Raw genomic sequence first — 16,966 nt, 5'->3', positions numbered from 1 at the left:
AAAAAATGCCCGGGCGCGAACCCGGGCATTTCGGCAAGGTGGAAGGCGGGTGTGAAATCAGTTCGACTGACGGCGCAGGAACGCCGGGATTTCGAGCTGATCGTCTTCATGAGCACGCGGCTGCGAGGCGACGCGGGCACGATCTTCGAGCGGAGCAGCGCGACGCGGTGCGTAGACGCTGGCTTCCGGCGACAGCGGACGACGCTGCTGCGAGGCTGCGGCCGGAGCACCGGCCGTCATGTCGGCAGCCACATCGTGGGTTTCTTCTTCGCGGCGGCCGAGCGAATTGGTGATTCGTTTCAGGAGACCCATCGGGCCGCGTTCTTCCTGGGCGATCGGCTGAGCGCGATGCTCGGCTTCGGCCTTCACCATCGGCGGAAAGTCTTCGACCTTCGGCATGCGGACCTGTTCGGCCTGCTGGCGGATCATCGGAGCGATCGGCTCCTGGCGAACCTGGGCAATCGGTGCGGGAGCAACCGGCGCCTGGGCAACGGGCTGCGGCTGGTAAGCCGGCATTTCGACAGCGCGCTGGACCGGAGCGGCAGCCTGCATGACGGGCTGTTCGACCGGCGCCGAGGCTCCAAACAGCCTGCTCTGCGGACGGAAGTCTTCCTGCACCTGCTGGATCGGTGCCTGCTGCAACGGAGCGGCGACGCCGCCACGCGGCATGGACAGGAACAGTTCGCGTTCCAGTTCGGCTGCTCGGATGGCTTCGGCAATCGAATCGGCGGTCTGCTGCTGAACCGGCTGGGCAACCGGCTGCTGCTGCACGACCGGCTGCTGGGCCACAGGAGCCGGCTGCTGGACGGCGACGGTCTGCTGGACCGGGGCTGCCGGGATGGCGATCGACGGACGAATGATCGGCTTGGCTGCTACCGGACGAAAGTCGGCGGAACGACCGGCAACCTCCGCGGCCGTGCGATCGATACCCGTTGCCACGACCGAAACGCGGATCAGGCCTTCGAGTTCTTCGTCGAACGTTGCGCCGAGGATGATGTTTGCGTCCGGATCCACTTCCTCGCGGATGCGGGTGGCGGCTTCATCGACTTCGAACAGGGTGAGGTCACGACCGCCGGTGATGGAGATCAGCAGGCCTTGAGCGCCCTTCATCGAGGTTTCGTCGAGCAGCGGGTTGGCGATCGCAGCTTCGGCGGCGGCCATTGCGCGGCCTTCGCCGGATGCTTCGCCGGTGCCCATCATGGCGCGGCCCATTTCGCGCATCACGGAGCGTACGTCCGCGAAGTCGAGGTTGATCAGGCCTTCCTTGACCATCAGGTCGGTGATGCAGGCAACACCGGAATAGAGGACCTGGTCGGCCATCGCGAAAGCGTCGGCGAACGTGGTCCTGTCGTTGGCGATCCGGAACAGGTTCTGGTTCGGGATGACGATCAGGGTGTCGACCGATTTCTGCAGTTCCTGGATGCCCATGTCGGCGAGGCGCATGCGGCGCTGGCCTTCGAAGTGGAACGGCTTGGTGACAACGCCGACCGTCAGGATGCCCTTGTTGCGGGCGGCCTGCGCGACGACCGGAGCGGCACCGGTACCGGTACCGCCACCCATGCCGGCGGTGACGAAGCACATATGCGTGCCGTTCAGGTGGTCGATGATTTCGTCGATGCACTCCTCGGCGGCCGCACGGCCGACTTCAGGCTGCGAACCGGCGCCGAGACCTTCGGTGACGGCAACGCCCATCTGGATAATGCGTTCGGCCTTGGTCATGGTCAGCGCCTGCGCATCGGTATTGGCGACGACGAAATCGACGCCTTCGAGGCCTGCGGTGATCATGTTGTTGACAGCGTTGCCGCCGCCGCCACCGACACCGAACACGGTGATGCGTGGCTTCAGCTCGGTGATATCCGGCTTCTGCAAGTTGATCGTCATTGTACCCGTTCCTTCCTGGTTTCTGGCCGCCTTGCCGGGTCGGCCAAATCTCTAAAACTCTTCACGCTTCCCTCGGCTGCGAAAGGTTCCTGTCCTTGCCGCAGACTTGGGGCCTCAAAAACTTTCCTTCAGCCATTGGCCCATGCGGGCGATCCGGCTGTTGTTTCCTGCCAGCGACGAGAGCAGGCCGCCCTGCGTCGCGTGGGTTTCCATGTCCGCGACCTGCGGATAGATCATCAGCCCGACGGCGGTCGAAAAGGCCGGGCCCTTGGCCGCTGCCGGCAGGCCGGAGACGCCGAGCGGGCGGCCGATGCGGACGTTGCGGGCGAGAATGCGACGCGCCGATTCCGGCAGGCCGGTCAACTGGCTGGCGCCGCCCGTCAGGACGACGCGCTTGCCGACGATCGGCGAGAAGCCCGAGCGCTGGATGCGGTCGCGAATGAGTTCGAGCGTTTCCTCGATGCGGGCCCGCACGATGCGCGAAACGAGCGCGCGCGGCACGTGGGTCGGCTGGTCGCGATCGTCCTCGCCGATCGGCGGCACGGAAACGATGTCGCGCTCGTCGACGGTGTTGGGCAGCGCCGAACCATGGACGACCTTCAGGCGCTCGGCGTCTTCGATCCGGGTCGAGAGGCCGCGGGCAAGGTCCGTCGTGACGTGATGGCCGCCGAGGCTGATCGCATCGGCATGAACCAGCTTGCCTTCGGCGAAGACCGAGATCGTCGTCGTACCGCCGCCCATGTCGATGGCGGCGCAGCCAAGCTCGACTTCGTCATCGACGAGGGCCGCAAGGCCGCTGGCATAAGGCGTTGCGACAATGCCTTCGACCGACAGATGGGCGCGGTTGATGCAAAGCTCCAGGTTCTTCAGCGCGGCTCGCTCGGCGGTCAGCACGTGCATGTCGACACCAAGCTGGTCGCCGAACATGGCGAGCGGATCACGGATGCCGCGCTCCCCATCGAGCGAGAAGCCGGTCGGCAGCGAATGCAGGATGACGCGATCCTGGCGCAGCGACTGCTGGCCGGCGGCCGCCAAAACCTTCTTCAGATCAGCCGCATCGACTTCCTGACCGCCGAGATCGATGGAGGCGGTGTAGATGTCACTCTGCAGGCGACCGGCGGAAATATTGACGATCAGGCTGTCGATCGTCAGGCCGGCCATGCGCTCGGCGGCATCGACCGCCAGGCGGACGACGCTTTCGGCGGCATCGAGATCGGCGATGACGCCGTTCTTCATGCCGCGCGACTTGTGATGACCGATGCCGATGATTTCGACCGAGTGGGTGCGGTTCGGCAGGATCTGGCTTTCGGCCTTCGGCGTCAGCCGGCCGATCATGCAGACCACCTTGGTGGAACCGATATCCAGCACCGAAACGACATGCGACCGCTTGGAAGACAGCGGTTTCAGGCGAGGCAGACCGATATGCGAGGAACCGAAAATGCTCATGTCCGGTTCTCCTGCTCGAGCTTCTTCAATTTTTTGGTCCGTGCTTCCAGCGCCACGTCGCGGCGAGCGGCGGCTTCCTTGGTCAACTGGACCGTCGTGCGATCCTCGAGCCGCAGGTCGACGGCGGCGATGTCGCGCTCCAGCAACTGCTGGCCTTCATCCATGGTCGAGAGCACCTGCATGGCGCGCTCGATATCCTGCTCCGGCAACTTGATGGTGATGCCGTTGTCCAGCATCAGGTCCCAGCGGCGGCCAGCGACACGGACATAGGCCTTCACGCGCTTGGATATTTCAGGCCACTGCGAAAAACGCGCGTAGAATTCCGCAGCCGACGTCTCGGCATCACGGCCGACGAACAGCGGCAGCTCAGAGAATTTGTTGTCACGCAGCGGCGCGATGACGCTGCCGCTCGCCTCGATCAGCGACAGGTCGGAGCCATGCTGCCAGATGCCGAATGCCTTGCGTTCCTTGAGCGTCACCTCGATCGTGCCGGGATAGACCTTGCGCACGGCAACGGTCTCGACCCACGGCATTTCGCTGATCAGCTTGCGGGCAACATCGATGTCGAGCGCGACGAGAGAGGTCGTGCCGTCAAGGCCGAGCTGCTGCAGGATGTCGATCTCGGAGGTCTGGTCGTTGCCGGAGACCTTGACGTCCTCGATTGCGAAACCAACGGCCGAGGTCGTCGCCTGGGCGACGTTCTGGCTATGACCGCCGAGCGACATGCCGTAGAAGCCTGTCGCCGCCAGGAAGACAGCAGCCGAGATGGTGCCGGTATAGGGCATGAAGTGGATGCGGCCGGCTCCAAGGCTGATCAGGAAACGCACGACGCGGCGAAGCGGCCGCGGCAGGACGCGCTGACCATCAAGGTCAGCCGCTTCCAGCGGCGCACGAAGCCTTGTCTTCCTGCCTCTCAACGCAAACACGACGCGTCCTCCACGATCCACTTGAGGAATTCACCAAAGGTATGGCCGGCATGAACGGCCATTTCGGGCACCAGAGAGGTTGGAGTCATTCCGGGCTGAGTGTTGATTTCCAGCCAGATAAGCTCTCCGTCTTCAGAGAAGCGGTCGTCGAAGCGGAAGTCGGAGCGGCTTACGCCGCGGCATCCAATCGCCTGATGCGCCTTGAGAGAGAGTGTTTGTATTTTTTGGTAAATATTCGGTAAAACTTCCGCCGGAATGACGTGTTTTGAACCGCCTTTTACATACTTGGAATCATAATCGTAGAAGGCGTGGCCTTGAGGAATCACTTCGGTGACTCCGAGCGTCTGATCGCCCATGACGCCACACGTGAATTCGCGCCCGGCAATATAGCGCTCGACCATGACCCGATCGCCGTAGCGCCATTCGCTGGAGGTGATGATCTGCGGCGGATGCGACTGGTCTTCCTTGACCATGACCACACCGAAACTCGATCCTTCGCGTACCGGCTTGACCACGTAAGGCGGCTTCAGCGGATGCTGCAAACCGAAATCGTGACGATCCATGATGCGCGCTTCGGCGATCGGAATGCCGGCTGCGGCGGCGATGATCTTGGCCTGCGCCTTGTCCATGGCAAGCGCCGAGGCGAGCACGCCCGAATGGGTGTAGGGAATTTCAAGATATTCGAGGATGCCCTGGATGGTTCCGTCCTCGCCGAACGGACCGTGCAGTGCGTTGAAGGCGACGTCAGGACGCAGGTCTGCAAGCACCGACGCGATGTCGTGATCGACGTCCACGCGGGTGACGCGGTAACCTTCACCTTCCAGTGCATCGGCGCACGCAGTCCCGGAGGAGACGCTCACCGGCCGCTCCGAAGAAAATCCGCCCATCAGGACAGCAACGTGCTTGCCACTCATAAAAACCCCCGACATTACGCCAGCCTTACAAATTCCTGCTTGCGCCTGGCTGGCTCGCACACGAGTCGCGACCGTCAGGCACAACCCCACTAGAGCGGCATTATGGTTAACGAACCGTTTACTTTGGTTAACCTCACCCACGGTGAAGTTGAAATATTTCAGGTCGAATCAATGCCATGCTTGGATTCATCACTTGGAATCAGAAAGTTAATTCAAGCGAAAGCAAAAAAATCGACATGCGCCCCAGGCTCGAATGCAAAAGCCCCGGAGCTTGCGCCCGGGGCTTGAGGATCATTGGACAGCGTGGTGGAAGATATCAGTCGCCTTCGCCGACGACCTTCCAGGCAATGCCGCCGAGGACAGCCCCGACGATGGGCGCCAGCCAGAACAACCACAGCTGCTGCAACGCCCATCCGCCGACGAACAGGGCCTGCCCTGTCGAGCGGGCCGGGTTGACCGAGGTGTTGGTGACGGGAATCGAGATCAGATGGATCAATGTCAACGCAAGGCCGATGGCGATCGGCGCAAAGCCCGCAGGCACCCGGCCGCTGGTCGAGCCAAGGATGATGAAGAGGAAGAAGCCGGTCAGCAGGACCTCGATCACCAGCGCCGACGTCAGCGAATAACCACCCGGCGAATGCTCGCCGTAACCATTGGCGGCAAACCCGCCGAGCTGGAAATCGGCCTTGCCGCTGGCGACCAGATAGAGCGCCGCTGCCGCCAGGATCGCACCGGCGACCTGGGCGATGATGTAGCCGATCAGCGAAGAGGCCGGAAACTTGCCGGCGACCGTCAGGCCGACGGACACGGCCGGGTTGAAATGACCGCCTGAAATGCCGCCGACCGCGTAGGCCATGGTCAGCACCGTCAGGCCGAAAGCGAACGAGACGCCGAGCAGGCCGATACCCACTTCTGGAAAGGCAGCCGACAGAACCGCGCTGCCGCAACCGCCGAACACCAGCCAGAATGTTCCTAAAAATTCCGCCGAAAGCTTCTTGAACATGATTTCCCCTTCAAACAGGAGCGACGCTCCGGGAAGGCTTCCCGTGCATGAACCGCATTCCAGCCAGGGCCCCCCTGAATGGAATATCCGCACGATATAGCCAACTAAAGGCGGCTCGATAAAAGCCGCACAACCCAAGATTTTTGAAAAAGCGATTCCGGTCAAGGGTTAAGCAATCGGAAGAGCCGAAAGATGAATGTTTGATCGGCAGACGAGCCCTGGCATGGGGTTGGAAGCCCCTAAATTTTTGAGACGCCCCAATCCCGGAAACCTTGCCATTATCCGGGCGTCGTCGCTCTACAACGCCGCGCGTCGCATACGACGCCCAAAGGTCGCTGTAACGCTTTAAATATACTGCACAACCCGCATGCTGCTGTCTGGCGGGGACGAAGTCCGAGGCAGGACCTACGAAACGAAAAACCGCCGTGGAGCGATCCGCGGCGGTTTTTTTGTTGTCTCGATTTACCTGGGCCTCAGGCTGTCAGTTCGCCGAGGAATGTCTTGACCTCATAGCCCAGCATGAAATTACCGATGCGCTTGATTTCCCATTCCAACGTGATGCCGGAGGTCTCATAGACGCGCTGACGCACGGTTTCGCCGAGATATTCGAGCTCGTAGCCGCTCGCCTGCCCCGTATTGATCATGAAATTGCAATGCATCGGCGACATCTGGGCGCCGCCGATTATCATCCCGCGGCAACCAGCTTCGTCGATCAGCTTCCAGGCGGAGTGTCCTTCGGGATTCTTGAAGGTAGAGCCGCCGGTCTTTTCGCGAATCGGCTGCACGGTCTCGCGGTGCCGGCGAACCGCATCCATGTCGGCGCGGATCTTCACCTTGTCTTCGAGATAGCCTTCGAAAACGGCGTGGGTGAAGATCAGGTCCCTGGCCGCAGATGAATGCCGATAGCTGTAGCCCATGTCGGCATTGGACAGCACATGCCGGTTGCCCTTGCGATCGACCGCATGGACCTCGACCACGCGCTCGCGCGTTTCGCCGCCATTGGCGCCGGCATTCATGCGCAGCGCGCCGCCGATCGAGCCGGGAATGCCATAATAGAAGTGGAAACCGCCGATGCCGTGATCGAGCGTCATGGCCGCAAGGTTCTTGTCGGGGCAGATGGCGCCAGCCTTGACGCGCGTCTCCGACAGCAGCTCGACGTCGCCGAACCCCTTGGCCGACAGGCGGATCACGACGCCCTTGATGCCGCCGTCACGCACCAGAAGGTTGGAGCCGACGCCAGCGACCATCACCGGCACGTCATCCGGCAGTAGTTTCAGGAAAGTGACGAGGTCGTCCATATCGTGCGGCTGGAACATCAGTTCGGCGAGACCGCCGGCACGGAACCAGGTGACACGGTCCATCGGCGCGTCCGGCGTCAGGCGCCCGCGCAAGTCCTTGATGCCGTCTCCAAGAGACGCCAGAAGTTTTTCACCGTTTACCTGTTTCATGCGGAATTTCCTGAAATGCCTGCGAGTTCCTTCGGGAGTGTGGCAGCCCAGTATGTGATGCTGCCAGCCCCCAAGAGAACCACAAAGTCACCGGGTTGTGCAATGGCAGATACAATCGGCGCGATTGCTTCCGGGCCTTCGATGAACCGTGCGTCGCGGTGACCGCCGGCCTTGATGCGGGACACCAGTTCCTGCGAATTGACGCCGTCGATCGGCTCCTCGCCGGCCGAATAGACCGGTGCGAGAAGGATAGTGTCGGCGTCGTTGAAGCAGGCGGAAAAATCCTCGAACAGGCTTTGCAGGCGGCTGAAGCGGTGCGGCTGGTGAACGGCGATCACGCGGCCCTGGCAGGCTTCGCGGGCAGCCTTGAGCACGGCCTTGATCTCGACCGGGTGATGACCGTAATCGTCGTAGACGCGGACATTGTTCCATTCGCCGGTGAAGGTGAATCGGCGCTTGACGCCGGCAAAGGAGGCGAGCCCCTTGGCGATATCCTCCGGCGAGATGCCCAACCGCTGAGCAACGGCGATGGCCGCCGTGGCATTGGAGACGTTGTGGCGGCCCGGCATCGGCAGGCGCAGGTCCTGCAACTGGATCACCTGGCCGGTGCGGCGGCGGCGGATTTCAACGTCGAACACCGATGTCGCGCCGTCCATGCGGATGTTGGAAAAGCGAACGTCGGCCTGCGGATTTTCACCATAGGTAATGACTTTGCGATCCTCGATCTTGGAGACCATCGTCTGCACTTCGGGATGATCGAGGCACATGACGCCGAAACCATAGAACGGCACATTCTCGACGAACTGCCGGAAGGCGGCGCGCACGGCGTCGAAATTGCCGTAGTGATCGAGATGTTCGGGATCGATATTGGTGACCACGGCGACGTCTGCCGGCAGTTTCAGGAAGGTGCCGTCCGATTCGTCAGCCTCCACCACCATCCACTCGCCCTCGCCCATGCGAGCGTTGGTGCCATAGGCATTGATGATGCCACCATTGATGACCGTCGGATCGAGCCCGCCGGCCTCCAGGAGCGTCGCCACCATCGAGGTGGTCGTCGTCTTGCCGTGGGTGCCGCCGATGGCGATGGCATTGCGGAAGCGCATGAGTTCGGCCAGCATTTCGGCGCGGCGGACCACCGGCAGCAGCTTTTCGCGCGCGGCGATCAGTTCCGGGTTGTTCTTCTTGATCGCCGTGGAAACGACGACGACTTCGGCATCACCGATATTCTCCGCCTTGTGGCCGACGAAGACCTCGATGCCCTTGTCACGCAGGCGCTGGACATTGGCGCTGTCGGACTGGTCGGATCCCTGAACGCGGTGGCCGAGATTGTGCAGCACCTCGGCAATGCCGCTCATGCCGATACCGCCGATACCGATGAAATGAACGAGGCCGATCGTCTGCGGCATTTTCATGAGCGTGTTTCCTTGAACTTGGCAATCGTCGAACCGCTGGCAATAGCTTCAACCATGGCAGCAAGCAAGCGGGCGGCATCCGGCTTGCCCGCCTTGCGGGCATTTTCCGCCATGCCCGCGAGTTTCTCCGGGTTGTTCATCGCGTCCGTCAGGATACGGCTGAGCTTCTCCGCCGAAAGCTCTGCCTGGACGATGACCTTGGCGCCGCCGGTGGCGGCAAGCGTCGCGGCATTGGCGGCCTGGTCGTGATCGAGCGCATAGGGATAGGGAACCAGGATTGCCGGACGGCCGATGACCGAGATTTCCGAAACGGTGGAAGCGCCGGAGCGGCAGACAACCAGATGCGCCCGGGCGATCCGCTCGGCCATGTCGGTAAAGAACGGTGCGATTTCCGCGTTCATCTCCAACTTGGCGACACAGCCCTGCACCATCGGCATGTCCTCGGCGCGCGCCTGCTGGGTGATCTTGAGCCGCTGTCTCAAACCGTCATCGAGAAGACTGACGGCCGTTGGAACGGTCTTGGAAAAATACTGCGCGCCCTGGCTGCCGCCGAACACGACCAGCCGAAACTCTTCGCCAGCGCCCGAAGCCTGATACGGTACATTGGCCGCCTCCAGCACCGCCGGACGAACAGGGTTGCCGGTCGTCACCGTCTTTGCCGCATAGGGACCATCGGTCTCGGGCAGAAAACCGCCGGCGATCGCCATGACGCGCTTGGCAAGCGCCCTGTTGGCGCGGCCCATCACGGCGTTCTGCTCGTGGATCATCGAGGGAATGCCCATGCCGGTGGCGGCCAGCAGTGGCGGAATGGTTGGATAGCCGCCGAACCCGACGACCACCTTCGGCCTGACCTTCGCCATCAGTCGCCGGGCGATGCGGATGCCGGACCAGAGCGTCCACAGCGACGAGGCGACCTTCAGCGGGTTCTTCGAACCGATCGTTGCGGATGGAACGACATGGATCTCGTCGGCCGGGAACTTGCCCGCATAGCGCTCGGCGCGGCTATCGGTTGCCAGATGCACGGAATAGCCCAGCGCCTTCAGTTCGAAGGCGAGAGCTTCCGCCGGAAACAGATGACCGCCGGTCCCACCGGCGGCCAGCATGATGATGCCTTTGGTCATGTAAGATCCTTATTCGGCGGGAACGCCCATGCCGGAGCGGAACAGGCTGCGCTCGACGGCGCGCTTTTCCGGGCGATGGCGCGTCAGCGCCAGGATGAAGCCGGCCGTGACGCAGATCGCCACCATCGACGAACCACCGTAGGAAATCAGCGGCAGGGTCATGCCCTTGGCCGGCAGCAGTTCCAGGTTCACGCCGACATTGATCATCGACTGGATGCCGATCTGCAGCACCAGGCCGGCGACGGCAAAACGGTTGAAGTCATTGCGTTCGCGGAAGGCATGGGACAGGCCGCGCATGACGAGGAAGGCGAAGATCGCCACGACGGCCATGCAGAAGATGATCCCGAATTCCTCGGCGGCGACGGAAAAGATGAAGTCGGTATGGCTGTCGGGAATGATGCGCTTGATGACGCCCTCGCCCGGTCCCTGCCCCAGCCAGTCGCCACGGATGATCGCTTCACGCGCCGTGTCCACCTGAAACGTATCGCCCTCCCCGGTCATGAACCGGTCGATACGGCCGGCGACGTGCGGCAGCACCGTGTAGGCGACGACCAGCCCGCCGACGCCGGCGCCGCCGAGCAGGATGATCCAGATCCACGGCATGCCGGCCATGAAGAACATACCGCCCCAGACGGTGGTCGTCAGAATGGTCTGGCCTAGGTCGGGCTGGGCGACGAGAAGCGCCGCCACCATGCCGTAGAGCAGGATGGCAAAAAGGTTTCCAGGAATTTCCGGTTGGCGGGCATGTTCGGAAAACAGCCAGGCGCAGACGACGACGAAGGCAGGCTTCATGAATTCGGACGGCTGGATCGACAATCCCGCGAGCGAAATCCAGCGGCGGGACCCTTTGACCTCGGCGCCGAAGAACAACGCCAGCACCATCATGCCGAGCGACACGAGAAGAAGGATCATCGCCGCACGGCGCACCTGCCGGGGCGTCAGGAACGAGATCGCGATCATGATGCCAAGCGAGGGCAGGAGAAAGGCTGCGTGCCGTTTGACAAAATGGAAGCTGTCGAGGTTGAGCCGCTCGGCCACCGCCGGGCTGGCTGCGAAGGACAGCATGAAGCCGATCCCCATCAATAGAATGAAGGTCGCCAGGAAGAACCTGTCGATCGTCCAGAACCAGTCGGCCAGAGGGCCACGTTCAGCACGGCTTACCATCTCTTCGTCCCCTTCAACGGCGCGGTGCGCCAGTATCCTTCTCGTCAGGGCTCATCAACCCCATCAGCCGCCGGGCGGCTATATCAGCATCGTCACGCCATTGATCGCAGCGACATGGCTGACGAACGCGTCGCCCCGAACCTCGAAATTCTTGTACTGGTCGAAGCTTGCGCAAGCCGGGGACAACATGACGGCCAATGGGCCGCTCTCGTCCTTGGCCGCGTCCGCCGCCGCATGCGCGACCGCCTGCTCCAGCGTACCGGAAATCTCGAACGGAACGACATCCCCCAGCGTCGCGGCAAAGGCGGGTGCCGCCTCGCCGATCAGATAGGCCTTGGCGATCTTCGGGAAGAACGGTGCAAGCGTCGTGATGCCGCCTTCCTTGGGCAGGCCACCGGCGATCCAGTAGATCCGGTCGTAGCTCGACAGCGCGGGTGCCGCCGCATCGGCATTGGTCGCCTTGCTGTCATTGACGAAGACGACGTCGCCCTTGCGGCCGACCGGCTGCATGCGATGCTTGAGGCCCGGGAACGAGGCAAGCCCGTCGCGGATTTCGCTTTCCGAAACACCGACCGCAAGGCAGGCCGCGATGGCGGCGGCCGCGTTCTGGGCGTTGTGATTGCCGCGCAGGGTGGCGATGCCATCGAGATCGGCGAAGACCGAGGACAGCCCACCTTCCGCACGCATGATCCGCGTTCCGTCCGCGTAGAATCCCTGGCCAAGCGGACGGTGACGGGCGATACGGATGACATGGCGACCGGCAAGCGCCGCACGATCGGCGATGGCTTCCGTGTAGACGTCGTCGACGCCAACGATCGCCGTATCGCTTCCCGCGATCAGCCGTTCCTTGATCTCCGCGTAGTGTTCCATGCTGCCGTGCCGGTCGAGATGGTCGGGCGTCAGGTTGAGCAGGATGCCGGCGGACGGGTTGATCGTCGGAGCAAGGTCGATCTGGTAGGACGAGCATTCGACCACGAAGAAGCGGCTGGCGGCTGGCGGATCGAGTGTCAGGACCGCTGTGCCGATATTACCGCCAAGCTGCGTATCCCGGCCGCTCGACGTCAGGATATGGGCGATCAGGGCCGTCGTGGTCGATTTGCCATTGGTGCCGGTAATAGCGATGAACGGGCAATCGGGGGCGGCAGCCGCCCGCTCCCGCACGAACAGTTCGACATCGCCGATGATCTCGACGCCTGCCTTTTGGGCGAGTTCGACGGTCCAGTGCGGCTTCGGATGCGTCAGCGGTACGCCGGGCGACAGGACGAAAGCGGAAAAGGCGGTCCAGTCCGCGTGATGGAGGTCGCCGGTGCCGATGCCACCTGCAGCCGCCTTGGCAACGTTGTCCGGATTGTCGTCCCAGGCTGTTACCTCTGCGCCGCCGGCGACCAGCGCCTGCGCCGTCGCCAGCCCCGAGCCGCCGAGGCCGAAAAGAGCAACGTGCTTGCCGCTGAATGTGGTGACGGGGATCATCGGCCTACCGCAGTTTCAGGGTCGACAGGCCGACCATGGCGAGGATGACGGCAATGATCCAGAAGCGGATGACGACCTGGCTTTCGGTCCAGCCGAGCTTCTCGAAATGGTGATGAATGGGGGCCATCAGGAAGACGCGCTTGCCGGTGCGCTTGAACCAGAACACCTGGATAATCACCGACAGGGTTTCCATGACGAACAGCCCGCCGATGATGACCATGACGATCTCGTGCTTGGTGGCAACGGCCACCGTGCCGATCAGGCCGCCCAGCGCAAGCGAACCGGTATCACCCATGAAAATCGCCGCCGGCGGGGCGTTGAACCAGAGGAAGCCGAGACCGGCGCCGATGACGGCACCGAGAATGACGGCCAGTTCGCCTGTGCCGGGCACGAAATGGATCTGCAGGTAATTGGCAAAGACGGCGTTGCCGGCCAGATAGGCGATGACGCCGAACGATGCCGCCGCGATCATCACCGGAACGATGGCGAGACCATCGAGTCCATCGGTAAGATTGACGGCATTGCCGGCGCCGACGATCACGAAACCACCGAACAGGATGAAGAAATAGCCGAGATTGAGGGTGAAGTCCTTGAGGAACGGGAATGTCAGCGACGAACCGAAGGTCGAGCCAGCGACACCGGCCGAGAGCGCCGTTCGCATCATGAAGAACACGGCGATGGCCGCGATCAGGAACTCCAGGCCAAGCCGCGCCTTGCCGGAAAACCCCTTGTCCGACTGCTTGGTGACCTTCAGATAATCGTCATAGAAGCCAATGGCACCGAAACCGAGCGTCACCAGCAGCGTCGACACAACGTAGACACTGGACAGATCGGCCCATAGCAGCGACGAACCGACGATGCCGGCCAGAATCATCAGACCGCCCATGGTCGGCGTGCCGGCCTTCTTGAAATGGGTCTGCGGTCCATCGGCGCGGATCGGCTGACCACGCCCCTGCCGGACACGCAGCGACGAAATCATGCGCGGTCCGAACAGGAAGACAATCAGTGCGGACGTGAACAAGGACGCGCCGGTACGAAAGGTGATGTACCGGAAGAGATTGAAAAACTGAAAATGGTCCGCCAGTTCGACAAGCCAGATGAGCATGAGGGACCTTTCCCCAAAGGTTCGTTGCAGATTCCATTCATCAGAATCACCGAATGAAAGAATAGCTGCGTAGTATCAAAAGTGTTAGCATCGAACATCGACCTTCAAAGCCTTGTCCTGCCTTTATTCGGCTTACGCCGCCCCGGAAAACACCGGATGTGCATCCAGTAGCGCCGAGACGATCCTGCCGCAGCCCGTTCCCTTCGACGACTTGATCATCACCACGTCCCCTGCCGCGACGGAGGAGAGCGCGACGTCCTTCAGGTCATCGACCGTTTCGCGATACTCGATGTGAATATCCGCAGGCAGCGCATCGCGCAGATGCGCCATTTCCGGTCCAGCGAGCCAGACGTCGCGGATCCCGGCCTCGACCAGCGGGACCGACAGTTCCGCGTGAATGCGTCCGGCAAATTCACCCATTTCCAGCATGTCGCCAAGCACGGCGATCCGGCGCCCCTCACCGGACACCTCAGCATCCCGCAAAAGCGCGATCGCCGCCCGCATCGACGCCGGATTGGCGTTGTAACTTTCATCGATCAGCGTGAACGAGCCGGAGCCGATCGACAGGCGATGGCGTGCGCCGCGGCCTTTTTCCGGCTGCAATGTCTCCAGGGCCGCAAGCGCCGCGTCCATGTCCGCGCCGACCAGGCTGGCAGCGCCGATCACGGCCAGCGCATTGTCGGCGATGTGGCGGCCCGGCGCACCCAGCTGGATTTCCAGCGTCTTGCCGTCGATAACAGCCCAGAGGACCGCCCCTTCGGAGCCGCCGGTGAACTCGACCATGCGAAAATCGGCCTTGGCGCTGCTGCCGAAGCTGTGTACATGGGCCACGCCCTGCGAGACGGCGGCCTTTTCCAAAATGTCGAACTGGTCGTTGTCGCGATTGAGGATCAGGTGGCCGTCATCGACGAGGCCTTCCATGATCTCCGCCTTGGCGGCGGCGATCTCGCCGAGATCCTTGAAATTGCCAAGATGGGCGGCGGCAATGGTGGTGATGATGGCCACATGCGGCCGGACCATCTGGACCAGCGGCCGGATTTCGTCCGCATGGTTCATGCCGATTTCGAAAATGCCGAAATCGGTCGTTTCCGGCATGCGCGACAGCGTCAGCGGTACGCCCCAGTGATTGTTGAAGGACGCGACGGAGGCGTGTACCCGGCCCGACGGCTCCAGCACATGGCGCAGCATCTCCTTGGTGGTCGTCTTGCCGACCGAACCAGTGACGGCGATGATCTTGGCGGCACTGCGGTCGCGCGCCGCGCAACCGAGACGCACCATAGCGTCGAGCACGTCATCGACGACGATCATCGGCGCATTCAGGCGTCCGAGCGCCGGGAGCTTGGCTTCGCTGACGACCAGCAAGGCCGCGCCATTCGCCATGGCCACACCGGCATAATCATGCCCATCGACGCGGTCGCCCTTGATGGCGAAGAAGGCCTCACCATTGCCGAGTGAACGGCTGTCGATGGAAATGCCGGTAATGCCTTCGGGGAGATTGCCCATCGGCCGCCCATGCATGGCCGCCATCATGTCGCTGGTTGTCCAGAGAAAGCTCAAATCAATGCCCTCCCAATGCTTTGCGCAGTTCGGCATGGTCGGAGAACGGCAACGTGACGGAGCCGACCGTCTGGCCTTCCTCATGCCCCTTGCCGGCAACGATCAGCGTGTCGCCGGATTTCAGCATGTCGACGGCAGTCTTGATCGCCTCGGCGCGGTCGCCGATTTCGGTCGCACCCTTGGCGGCGGCCATGATCTCGCTGCGAATGGTGGAAGGAACCTCCGAACGCGGATTGTCGTCGGTGACGATTACGACATCGGCGAGCCTTGCGGCAATCTCGCCCATGATCGGGCGCTTGCCCTTGTCACGATCGCCGCCACAACCGAAGACCACAATGATGCGGCCTGTGGTGAAGGGACGGACGGAGGTCAGCACGTTTTCCAGCGCGTCCGGCTTGTGCGCGTAATCGACATAGGCAAGTGCGCCATCCTTGGTGTGGCCGACCAGTTCGAGACGGCCGGAAGCACCCTGAAGCTTTTCCAGGGCCGCCATCGTCGCCTTGGCGCTGACGCCGGTCGACATGGCAAGGCCTGCCGCGACCAAAGCGTTGGAAATCTGGAAATCGCCCGCCAAAGGCAAATGAACCTCGAAGATCGCGTCTCCGACATGGATTTCGGCGACCTGCTTGTGACGAAAATGTTCGACGCGCTTCAGGGTGAGATAGTCGCCCTTGCGGCCGACGGTCAAAACTTCCTGCCCGGCGGCCTCGGCGGCAACGATCGCCTGGCCCGACCAGGCATCATCAGCGAAGATCACCGCCGGCGAGCCCTTCGGCAGGACGCCATCGAACAGCCGCATCTTGGCCGCCATATACTCCTCGAGGGTCGCGTGATAATCCATATGGTCACGGCCGAGATTGGTGAAGCCGGCGGCCGCGAGGCGAACCCCATCGAGCCGGTTCTGGTCAAGCCCGTGGCTCGATGCTTCCATCGCCGCGTGGGTGACGCCGGCATCGGCCAGTTCGGCGAGAAGCTTGTGCAGCGACACCGGATCGGGGGTCGTCAGCGATCCGTAATCGTTGCGGCGGGGAGCAATGACGCCGGTCGTGCCGATCATGGCGGCTGCGAAACCCGCATGAGCCCAGATCTGCCGGGTAAACGACGCAACCGAAGTCTTGCCGGCCGTTCCGGTGACGGCCACCATGGTGTGCGGCTGGGCGCCGTAAAAATTGGCGGCGGCCAGGGCGAGAACCCTGCGTGGAGCCGTGACAACCAGAACAGGCACCGCCGTTTCGCCGAGAGGTTTTGAAGCGGCGATAACGGCCGCAGCCCCGCGCCCGATCGCATCGGCGATGAAGACGTTGCCGTCGGCCCTGGTGCCTGAAAGCGCCACGAACAGCGCCCCCGGAACAACCTGCCGGCTATCGGCGGTAATCGCGACAATATCGATATTGCCGGCTTCAAGGCTCAGCTGCGCGGCAATTTCGGGGAAATCTTTCCCGATCAGGTCCTGGATCTTCATCGAAGCACTTTTCAAAACAAACCGATGCGCCGGGCGGCGAATCCTCCTGATTGTCAT

At 62.5% G+C, this 16,966-nt stretch carries 13 protein-coding genes; all 13 read right to left on the bottom strand.

Annotation, left to right across the window (positions count from 1 at the left end; translation table 11 throughout):
- Positions 1 to 57: 57 nt before the first annotated feature.
- Positions 58 to 1,881 (bottom strand): cell division protein FtsZ, encoded by a 1,824-nt coding sequence (ftsZ, locus tag VL202_RS11800; protein ID WP_325464309.1) that lies wholly within the window; start codon positions 1,879 to 1,881, stop codon positions 58 to 60.
- Between the two features lie 114 nt (positions 1,882 to 1,995).
- Positions 1,996 to 3,327 (bottom strand): cell division protein FtsA, encoded by a 1,332-nt coding sequence (gene ftsA / locus VL202_RS11795; RefSeq protein ID WP_325464308.1) that lies wholly within the window; start codon positions 3,325 to 3,327, stop codon positions 1,996 to 1,998.
- Entirely contained in the window at positions 3,324 to 4,253 is a 930-nt protein-coding gene (locus VL202_RS11790) for a cell division protein FtsQ/DivIB (RefSeq protein WP_325464307.1), read from the bottom strand. The genes ftsA and VL202_RS11790 overlap by 4 nt, the downstream gene beginning before the upstream one ends.
- Complete coding sequence (locus tag VL202_RS11785) at positions 4,241 to 5,167, bottom strand: D-alanine--D-alanine ligase (protein ID WP_325464306.1); 927 nt, start codon at positions 5,165 to 5,167, stop codon at positions 4,241 to 4,243. The genes VL202_RS11790 and VL202_RS11785 overlap by 13 nt, the downstream gene beginning before the upstream one ends.
- A 316-nt stretch (positions 5,168 to 5,483) precedes the next feature.
- Positions 5,484 to 6,170, bottom strand: coding sequence for an aquaporin Z (gene aqpZ, locus VL202_RS11780; RefSeq protein WP_325464305.1), 687 nt, complete (start codon positions 6,168 to 6,170; stop codon positions 5,484 to 5,486).
- 473 nt (positions 6,171 to 6,643) lie between these two features.
- Positions 6,644 to 7,618, bottom strand: coding sequence for a UDP-N-acetylmuramate dehydrogenase (gene murB, locus VL202_RS11775; protein WP_325464304.1), 975 nt, complete (start codon positions 7,616 to 7,618; stop codon positions 6,644 to 6,646).
- Positions 7,615 to 9,030 carry a UDP-N-acetylmuramate--L-alanine ligase gene (gene murC, locus VL202_RS11770; protein WP_325464303.1) on the bottom strand — a complete coding sequence of 472 codons (1,416 nt, stop codon included), beginning with the start codon at positions 9,028 to 9,030 and terminating at the stop codon, positions 7,615 to 7,617. The genes murB and murC overlap by 4 nt, the downstream gene beginning before the upstream one ends.
- Positions 9,027 to 10,151 carry an undecaprenyldiphospho-muramoylpentapeptide beta-N-acetylglucosaminyltransferase gene (gene murG / locus VL202_RS11765; protein WP_325464302.1) on the bottom strand — a complete coding sequence of 375 codons (1,125 nt, stop codon included), beginning with the start codon at positions 10,149 to 10,151 and terminating at the stop codon, positions 9,027 to 9,029. The genes murC and murG overlap by 4 nt, the downstream gene beginning before the upstream one ends.
- 9 nt (positions 10,152 to 10,160) lie before the next feature.
- A complete protein-coding gene (ftsW, locus tag VL202_RS11760) occupies positions 10,161 to 11,315 on the bottom strand; it encodes a putative lipid II flippase FtsW (RefSeq protein WP_325464301.1) in 1,155 nt (384 codons plus the stop codon).
- Positions 11,316 to 11,393: 78 nt separating this feature from the next.
- A complete protein-coding gene (gene murD / locus VL202_RS11755) occupies positions 11,394 to 12,785 on the bottom strand; it encodes a UDP-N-acetylmuramoyl-L-alanine--D-glutamate ligase (protein ID WP_325464300.1) in 1,392 nt (463 codons plus the stop codon).
- A gap of 4 nt (positions 12,786 to 12,789) precedes the next feature.
- Positions 12,790 to 13,890, bottom strand: coding sequence for a phospho-N-acetylmuramoyl-pentapeptide-transferase (gene mraY / locus VL202_RS11750; protein ID WP_325464299.1), 1,101 nt, complete (start codon positions 13,888 to 13,890; stop codon positions 12,790 to 12,792).
- 132 nt (positions 13,891 to 14,022) lie between these two features.
- Positions 14,023 to 15,447 carry a UDP-N-acetylmuramoylalanyl-D-glutamyl-2,6-diaminopimelate--D-alanyl-D-alanine ligase gene (locus VL202_RS11745; RefSeq protein ID WP_325464298.1) on the bottom strand — a complete coding sequence of 475 codons (1,425 nt, stop codon included), beginning with the start codon at positions 15,445 to 15,447 and terminating at the stop codon, positions 14,023 to 14,025.
- A 1-nt stretch (position 15,448) separates the two neighbouring features.
- Entirely contained in the window at positions 15,449 to 16,909 is a 1,461-nt protein-coding gene (locus VL202_RS11740) for a UDP-N-acetylmuramoyl-L-alanyl-D-glutamate--2,6-diaminopimelate ligase (RefSeq protein ID WP_325464297.1), read from the bottom strand.
- Positions 16,910 to 16,966: the final 57 nt, after the last annotated feature.

It is taken from the genome of Pararhizobium sp., assembly GCF_035497515.1.
Taxonomy (GTDB): domain Bacteria; phylum Pseudomonadota; class Alphaproteobacteria; order Rhizobiales; family Rhizobiaceae; genus Pararhizobium.
Note: the sequence above shows the minus strand (reverse complement) of the source record. Positions and strands in the feature narration are given on the sequence as shown.

Excerpts from the sequence above, each read along its gene's own strand:
- ftsZ (WP_325464309.1), bottom strand. The coding sequence starts at position 1,881 with ATGACGATCAACTTGCAGAAGCCGGATATCACCGAGCTGAAGCCACGC.
- ftsA (WP_325464308.1), bottom strand. The coding sequence starts at position 3,327 with ATGAGCATTTTCGGTTCCTCGCATATCGGTCTGCCTCGCCTGAAACCG.
- VL202_RS11785 (WP_325464306.1), bottom strand. The coding sequence starts at position 5,167 with ATGAGTGGCAAGCACGTTGCTGTCCTGATGGGCGGATTTTCTTCGGAG.
- aqpZ (WP_325464305.1), bottom strand. The coding sequence starts at position 6,170 with ATGTTCAAGAAGCTTTCGGCGGAATTTTTAGGAACATTCTGGCTGGTG.
- murB (WP_325464304.1), bottom strand. The coding sequence starts at position 7,618 with ATGAAACAGGTAAACGGTGAAAAACTTCTGGCGTCTCTTGGAGACGGC.
- murC (WP_325464303.1), bottom strand. The coding sequence starts at position 9,030 with ATGAAAATGCCGCAGACGATCGGCCTCGTTCATTTCATCGGTATCGGC.
- murG (WP_325464302.1), bottom strand. The coding sequence starts at position 10,151 with ATGACCAAAGGCATCATCATGCTGGCCGCCGGTGGGACCGGCGGTCAT.
- ftsW (WP_325464301.1), bottom strand. The coding sequence starts at position 11,315 with ATGGTAAGCCGTGCTGAACGTGGCCCTCTGGCCGACTGGTTCTGGACG.
- murD (WP_325464300.1), bottom strand. The coding sequence starts at position 12,785 with ATGATCCCCGTCACCACATTCAGCGGCAAGCACGTTGCTCTTTTCGGC.
- mraY (WP_325464299.1), bottom strand. The coding sequence starts at position 13,890 with ATGCTCATCTGGCTTGTCGAACTGGCGGACCATTTTCAGTTTTTCAAT.
- VL202_RS11740 (WP_325464297.1), bottom strand. The coding sequence starts at position 16,909 with ATGAAGATCCAGGACCTGATCGGGAAAGATTTCCCCGAAATTGCCGCG.